The sequence below is a fragment of the Micromonospora sp. AB353 genome (genome assembly GCF_049538395.1).
In the GTDB taxonomy this organism is placed as follows: Bacteria; Actinomycetota; Actinomycetes; order Mycobacteriales; family Micromonosporaceae; genus Micromonospora; species Micromonospora aurantiaca.
On record NZ_JBMVFV010000152.1, the window covers coordinates 1 to 4,943 of the forward strand.

A 4,943-nucleotide genomic window follows, 5' to 3' on the forward strand; every position below is an offset into this window, starting at 1 on the left:
GGCGCCAGCATGGTGGCGGCCTGCGGGTCGGCGGGCAGCAACTGGTCGCGCAGCACGGCGGCGACCCGGTGCGCGGTGGGCCGCCGGCGCGGGTCGCGGTCCAGGCAGCGCAGGCAGATGTCAGCGACCGGACCGGGCAATCCCGGTACGTCGTCCAGTGTCGGCTCCGGACAGTCCGCGAGGGCCGCGCTCAGTTGCTCCCAGGTCTCCGCCGGGTACGGCGGGTGCCCGGTCAGCGTCTCGAACAGCAGCACGCCCAGCGAGTAGACGTCGGTGGCCGGCTGGGCGGGCGCGCCGTCGAGCCGTTCCGGTGCCACGTACGCCGGGGTGCCGAACGTGCCGCCGTCCTCGTCGTCGTCCGGCGCGCCGATCCGGGTGGCGATGCCGAAGTCGAGCACCTTCGCGCCGGTGCCGGTCATCATCACGTTGGCCGGTGTGACGTCGCGGTGCACGATGCCGAGCCGGTGCGCCGCGGCCAGCGCCTCGGCCACCTGCGCGCCCGTCTCCACCGCCGCTGGCCAGGGCAGCGGCCCCTCGGTGAGCCGGTGTTCCAGCTCCTCGCCGCTGAGCAGCTCCATCACCACGAACGAGGTGATCGTGCCGTCCGGGGCCACCGTCTCGCCGTAGTCGTGCACGGCGGTGACGTGCGGATGGTCGAGCTGGGCGGCGGAGCGGGCCTCCTCGCGCACCATGTCGCGGAACCGGGCGTCGGCGGCGAGCGAGGGAGCGAGCACCTTGACCGCCACGATCCGGTCGAGCACCTCGTCGCGGGCACGCCAGATCACCGACATGCCACCGGCACCGATCGGGTCGATGAGCCGGTACCGCCGGGCCAGCAGACGGCCGGCCTGGAGTGTCGCCATCAGCTCGCACCTGCCTGTGCTCGGGAGCGCTATCAGGTTGCGGGAATGTGTCTGACCTGTCAACAGTCGCTCGGTTGACGATCGCGCTGCGTCACGACTCGGCCGGTGTCGCGTGACGGTCCGGTCACGGGCGGGGCGGCCGGCCGGCCGGGTGTGGGCCGCGTGCCAGGATGAACGGCATGGCAGCAGGTCCGGTGGCGTTCGTGCTCGGCGGCGGGGGAGTGCTCGGCGCGGTCGAGGTGGGCATGCTGCGCGCCCTGTTCCGCGCCCGGATCACACCCGACATGGTGCTGGGTACGTCGATCGGCGCGGTCAACGGCGCCCTGGTCGCCGCCGACCCGACCGAGGCGGTCACCGACCGGCTGGTCCGGCTCTGGGCGTCGCCCGAGGCCAGCGAGGTGTACGGCGACTCGGTCGCCCGGCAGCTCCGCCGGTTCGCGGCACGTACCCACCTGCACTCGCCCCGCCCGCTGTACCGCCTGCTGGAGAGCGCGCTGGGGGAGGACACCACCTTCGCCGACCTGGCCGTGCCGTTCCGCTGCTGCGCCGCGAACATCGAGCGCGCGGCCGAGCACTGGTTCCACACCGGACCGCTGGTGCCGGCGGTGCTCGCCTCCGCCTCGGTGCCCGGGCTGCTGCCCCCGACCCAGATCGACGGCCAGCACTACATCGACGGCGGGGTGGTCAACTCGATCCCGGTCGGCGAGGCGGTGCTGCTCGGCGCGAAGCAGATCTTCGTGCTCCAGGTGGGCCGGATCGAACGCGAGCTGACCCCGCCGCGCCGCCCCTGGGAGATCGCCCAGGTGGCGTTCGAGATCGCCCGCCGGCACCGGTTCGCGCGGGAGATGGCGGCGCTGCCCGAGGACGTCGAGGTGCACGTGCTGCCCACCGGCGGGCTGGAGCCACGCGACGACAGCCCGTGGGCGTACCGGGACACGGCGGCGGTGGGACGGCGGATCAGTCGCGCGTACACTGCCTCCCGCCGATACCTGGACACCGCGCTGGAGCGCTGAATGCCGCTGCCACCCCGCTGGCTACGCCGGTTGGTGCTCGCCCCTGGTGTGGTGTTGCTCGCCTTCCTCGTGGTGACCACGCTTCCCGGCTGGGCGCTGCTGGCGCTCGCCGCGTCGCCGCTGGTGCCGGGACGGCTCCGGCCGTTGCGGCTGCTCTGGATCGGCACCGTCTACCTGGTCTGGGACGCCGCCGCGCTGCTCGCCCTGTTCCTGCTCTGGCTCGCCTCCGGCTTCGGCGTGTACAAGCGTGCGCCGGCCTTCCAGCGGGCCCACTACGTGCTGGCCGGCTGGTTCCTGCGGATCATGTTCTGGCAGGCCCGGTGGACGCTGCGGCTGAGCATCGACGTGGTCGGCACCGACCCGGACACCGCGCTGCCCGGCCGCCCCGAGCTGGTGGTCTGCCGGCACGCCGGGCCCGGCGACTCGTTCATCCTGATCCACGCGCTGGTGAACTGGTTCAACCGGGAACCCCGGATCGTGCTCAAGGAGACCCTCCAGTGGGATCCGGCGATCGACGTGCTGCTGAACCGGCTGCCCAACCGGTTCATCGCGGCCGGGCCGGACGGGCGCGAGTCGGTGGCCCGGCAGGTCGGGCACCTGGCCACCGGCCTGGACGACGACGACGCCTTCGTGATCTTCCCGGAGGGCGGCAACTTCACCCCGGCGCGGCGGCTGCGTGCGATCGACCGGCTCCGGTCGCTCGGCCTGGAACGGATGGCGCGCCGCGCCGAGCGGATGCGGCACGTGCTCGCCCCGCAGCCGGGCGGGCTGCTCGCCGCGCTCGACGCCGCGCCGGACGCGGGCGTGATCTTCGTGGCGCACACCGGGCTGGACCAGATGCTCACCGTCGCGGACGTGTGGCGCGAGCTGCCGATGGACAAGCGGATCGTGATGCGGTTCTGGTCGGTGCCGCCGGAGGAGATCCCGGCCGGCAAGCAGGAACGCGTCGACTGGCTGTTCGACTGGTGGGCCCGCATCGACAGGTGGATCGCGGACAACCGCGACGGCACCGTCGACGCCTGACCCGATTCCCCGCGCCTGCTCGGCGCGGTGGCAGCGGGCCGCGTAGGGTGCGCTCGTGGAGCAGATCTGCGTGGTGACGACTGTGGTGGACGCCCGCGGCGTCGCGGACGTGCTGGCGGCCGCGGCCGTCGCCGGCCGGCTGGCGGCCTGCGCCCAGGTCGGCGGCCCGGTCGACAGCACCTACTGGTGGCAGTCGGCGATCCAGACCACCGCCGAGTGGCAGGTGCGGTTCAAGACCGCGCCGGACCGGGTGGACGCCCTGGTCGACCAGCTCCGCGCCAACCACCCGTACGAGGTGCCGGAGATCCTGGTCAGCCGGGAGGACAGCGGCAACCCCGGCTACACCGCCTGGGTGCGCGAGCAGACCCGGCCCTAGGTACTCCTACTCTGTCCGTCCGCTCCGCCGCCCGCGAAGCTGGCCGGGTGGAGAACACCGGCTACCCCTGCCCCGGTTGCGGCGCCCCGGCCGACCTCGTCGCCGGATGCCGCGGCTGCGGCCGTCCGCCCTACCCGCCCGCCGCCGAGGTGGTCCGGCTGGACCGGGAGATCATCGAGCTGGTGCCGCGCGTCGAGGCGGCCCGGCTCGCGTACCAGGATCTGTCCGGCCGGCTGGTCACGGCCCGGCAGCGGCGGGCGGCGCTGGCCGCCCGGGTCCGTCAGGAGATCCCCGCGCCGCGCGCCGCCGGTCCCGCGCCGCTCCCGGCGCCGCCGCCACGTCAGATCCCGCAGGCCCCGGTCCCGGTACGACCCGGCGGCGCGGAGACCTCCACCCGCGCGGTCCAGGGCCTGCTGTTCGTCCTCGGCGGGCTGCTGCTCGGTACCGCCGCCGTGGTGTTCACCGCCGTCGCCTGGAGCACGTTCGGGGTGGCCGGCCGGGCGCTGATCCTGCTCGCCGTCACCGCGCTGGCCCTGGTCGCACCGCTCGTCGCCCGGGCACGCGGGCTGCGCGGCACCGCCGAGACGCTCGCCTCGGTGGCGCTGCTCCTGGTGGTCCTGGACGGATCCGCCGCCTGGTCGGTGGACCTGTTCGGGGTGACCGGCCTGCCCGGCAGCCGGTACGCGGCGCTGGTGGCGGCGGGCAGCGCCGCGGTGGCCGCCGGGTACGCACTGGTCAGCCGCCTCACCGCACCCTGGTTCGCGGCGTGGCTGCTCGCGCAGCCGGTGCTGCCGCTGGCCGCTGCCGCGTTCCGGCCCACCGCCGCCGGCTGGGCGCTGGTGCTGACCGCCGTGGCGCTCGGTGACCTCGCGGTCGTGGTCGTGCTGCGCCGCCGTACCTCCGGCAATCGCACGGCGCTCGCGGCCGGGCGGGTGCTGGGCTGGACCGGGCACGGCACGGCGCTGGTCCTGGCGGCCGGCTGCGCGCTGGTGCCGCTGGCGGTCGGCCACGCGGCGGGCAGCCCGCTGCTGGCCGGCGGCCCGCTGCTGGTGGTGGCATTGGCGCTGGTCGCCGGCGCGCTCGCCGGGGGTGGCCGCCTCTGGCGCGCGTCGACCACCGGGCTGCTGGTGCCGGTGCTCGCTCTCGCGCTGATCCGGCCGGTCGCCGAGTGGCGGCCCGGGCTGCTGCTGATCGCCGCCGGCCTCGTGGTGGCGGCGCTCGCCGGTGCGGTCCGGGCGCTGCCGGCGCCGGTCCGGACCGGTCCGCTCGTGGGCGCGCTCGCCGTGGCCGCCGCGCTGGGTCAGGTGGCGGTCGTACTCACCGGCCTGGTCGGCGCGTCCACCGCGAGCGTCGGTTTCCCGGCCTGGCAGGGCGGGCGGGACGTGCCGGTCCCGTCCTGGGGCTGGCAGCTTCCGGTGGCGTTGCTGCTGACCGCCGGGGCGGTCGCACTGCTGACGCCCCGGGCCGTCCGGCCGCTCGCCGGTGTGGCCGCCGCCGGGCTGGTCGCCCTCGCCGCGCCGGCCGTGACGGCGACGCCGTGGCCGCTGGTGCTGGTCGTGGACCTCGCGACCGCCGCCGTGCTGCTGCTGGCGGCGGTGGCCCGGCCGCGCGGGGGACGGGTCGTCGTGCCGGTCACCGCGTCGGCCGGGGCGGTACTGCTCGGGCACG

Annotated in this window: 4 protein-coding genes and 1 pseudogene; 4 read left to right on the plus strand and 1 reads right to left on the minus strand. The window is 75.5% G+C overall.

Going from position 1 to position 4,943, the window contains the following annotated elements; all coding sequences use genetic code 11:
* Nucleotides 1–863, minus strand: an 863-nt coding sequence (locus ACPCK6_RS29210) for a serine/threonine-protein kinase (RefSeq protein ID WP_423482816.1), incomplete at its 3' end; no start/stop codon positions are given.
* Nucleotides 864–1,042: 179 nt separating this feature from the next.
* Between ACPCK6_RS29210 and ACPCK6_RS29215 the strand changes: the two genes are divergently transcribed.
* The 4 genes and pseudogenes from ACPCK6_RS29215 to ACPCK6_RS29230 all read left to right on the plus strand — a co-directional run.
* On the plus strand, nt 1,043–1,876 hold the full coding sequence (locus tag ACPCK6_RS29215; RefSeq protein WP_396881181.1) for a patatin-like phospholipase family protein: 834 nt from the start codon (nt 1,043–1,045) through the stop codon (nt 1,874–1,876).
* Nucleotides 1,877–2,899, plus strand: coding sequence for a 1-acyl-sn-glycerol-3-phosphate acyltransferase (locus ACPCK6_RS29220; RefSeq protein WP_269697596.1), 1,023 nt, complete (start codon nt 1,877–1,879; stop codon nt 2,897–2,899).
* A 55-nt stretch (nt 2,900–2,954) separates the two neighbouring features.
* Nucleotides 2,955–3,275 carry a divalent-cation tolerance protein CutA gene (gene cutA / locus ACPCK6_RS29225; RefSeq protein ID WP_030503202.1) on the plus strand — a complete coding sequence of 107 codons (321 nt, stop codon included), beginning with the start codon at nt 2,955–2,957 and terminating at the stop codon, nt 3,273–3,275.
* 47 nt (nt 3,276–3,322) lie between these two features.
* Nucleotides 3,323–4,943, plus strand: a pseudogene (locus ACPCK6_RS29230) (SCO7613 C-terminal domain-containing membrane protein); the annotation flags it as partial.

Coding starts and splice junctions, on each gene's coding strand:
- ACPCK6_RS29215 (WP_396881181.1), top strand. CDS start 1,043: ATGGCAGCAGGTCCGGTGGCGTTCGTGCTCGGCGGCGGGGGAGTGCTC.
- ACPCK6_RS29220 (WP_269697596.1), top strand. CDS start 1,877: ATGCCGCTGCCACCCCGCTGGCTACGCCGGTTGGTGCTCGCCCCTGGT.